The organism is Kitasatospora sp. NPDC053057 (assembly GCF_044546945.1).
GTDB lineage: Bacteria > Actinomycetota > Actinomycetes > Streptomycetales > Streptomycetaceae > Kitasatospora.
On the sequence record NZ_JBITZP010000130.1, the window covers coordinates 1 to 1,900 of the forward strand.

Consider the following 1,900-nt stretch of genomic DNA (forward strand, 5'->3'; position numbering starts at 1 on the left):
GTGTTCTCCAGCCGAGGGTCTTGCGAGGTCTGCCGTTGAGAGTGGCAGCCACCGCGTTGATCTCGTCGGCGCCCCATCGGGACAAATCCGTTCCTAATTCGTGAGTAGTGATTCCAGTCGGCCCGAGTGGGCCGGTGGAGTTGCGGTCCGGGTGGGCCGGGTCCTCGTCAGGGCTTCCAGGCCTGGGGCGAGGTCGGCTGTTCCATCCGGGGGTTTCGCGGTGGTCGCGTGGGCGCCGGGCTGACTCCTCTGTGTTCCCGGCCCGGTGAGGCCTCCCGAAAGACCGGTGGCGCCCGGCGTTCTCGGGCCACCGCGAAACCCTGGCTGGTCGGCCGGACGTTGACCGTTGTGGTGTGAGCCCGCCGCGGGGCGATCTCTGCTTCAGTCCCGAGCCTTCGAGCTCTGAGCGAGATGGAGACCCCCGCGGTCCGCTGGTGCCGCGAACGGCTTGTGAGATGGCGGACCGATCGAGTCCTGGAATTAGGTCGCCGCGTGGCCCGAACAGGCTCACCACCTGAGCAAACGACAACAGAACGGAGGACAGTGTGACCGTGTTCTGCGGGATCGACTGGGCCGAGCGCCACCACGACGTGGCCCTGGTCGACGAGACCGGACAGCTCCTGGCCAAGCGCCGCATCAGCGACGACGCGGCCGGCTACCGGATCCTGCTCGACCTGCTCGCCGAGTACGGCGACACGCCCCAGACCCCGATACCCGTGGCCATCGAGACCAGCCGGGGCCTGCTCGTGGCCACCCTGCGCACCGGCAAGCGGCCCGTCTACGCCATCAACCCGCTGGCCGCTGCCCGTTACCGGGACCGGCACGGCGTCTCCCGCAAGAAGTCCGACCCGGGCGACGCCCTGGTGCTGGCGAACATTCTGCGCACCGACATGCACGCCCACCGGCCGCTGCCCGCCGACACGGACCAGGCCCGCGCCATCGCGGTCCTCGCCCGTGCCCAGCAGGACGCCGTCTGGAACCGTCAGCAGCTGGTCAACCAGGTCCGCTCGCTGCTGCGCGAGTACTACCCGGCCGCCTTGGACGCCTTCATGGGCAAGCAGCACGGCCTGGCCCGCCCGGAGGCGCGCGCCGTCCTGGCGGCGGCGCCGACCCCGGCCAGGGCCGCCCTCCTGGACCTGCCCGAGCTGCGGGACGCCCTCAAACGGGCCGGCCGCAAGCGCGGCATCGACGCCGAGGCCGAGCGCCTGCGTAAGGTCCTGTGCGGCGACCATGCCCGCCAGCCCGCAGCCGTCGAGGACGCCATGGGCCGCCAACTCGCTGCGCTGATACGTCAGTTGGACGCGGCCTGTGTCGCGGCCGATGAGCTCGCCGAGGCGGTGGAGACCCGTTTCCGCGAGCACCCGGACGCTGAGATCATCCTGAGCTTCCCCGGACTCGGGGTTCAGCTCGGCGCCCGGGTGCTCGCCGAGATCGGAGACGACCGCACCCGATTCGCCGACGCCCGCGCGCTCAAGTCCTACGCCGGCTCCGCGCCGATCACCCGCGCATCCGGCAAGAAGCGCCACGTCGGACGTCGGTTCATCAAGAACAACCGGCTCATCACGGCGGGCTTCCTCTGGGCGTTCTCCGCCCTCAGGGCCTCGCCTGGGGCGGACGCCCACTACCGGGGAAGGCGCGAGCGCGGCGACTGGCACGCCCAGGCCCAACGGCACCTGCTCAACCGCATGATCGGCCAGCTCTACCACTGCCTGCAGACCAGGCAGCTCTTCGACGAGGATCACGCCTTCACCTCCTCCTCAGCGGATCTGGCCGTCGCGGCTTGACTTGTTAGGCACGTGAGATGTCTTTCGGAAAGTACTGTCGCAACAGCCCGTTCGTGTTCTCGTTCGTGCCGCGCTGCCAGGGGCTGTGAGGATCGGCGAAGAACACCAACATCCCT

Annotated in this window: 1 protein-coding gene; it reads left to right on the forward strand. The window is 69.7% G+C overall.

What is annotated here, in order from left to right:
- The first annotated feature begins 545 nt into the window (after window positions 1-545).
- On the forward strand, window positions 546-1,784 hold the full coding sequence (locus ACIG5E_RS39395) for an IS110 family transposase (protein ID WP_396542126.1): 1,239 nt from the start codon (window positions 546-548) through the stop codon (window positions 1,782-1,784).
- Window positions 1,785-1,900: the final 116 nt, after the last annotated feature.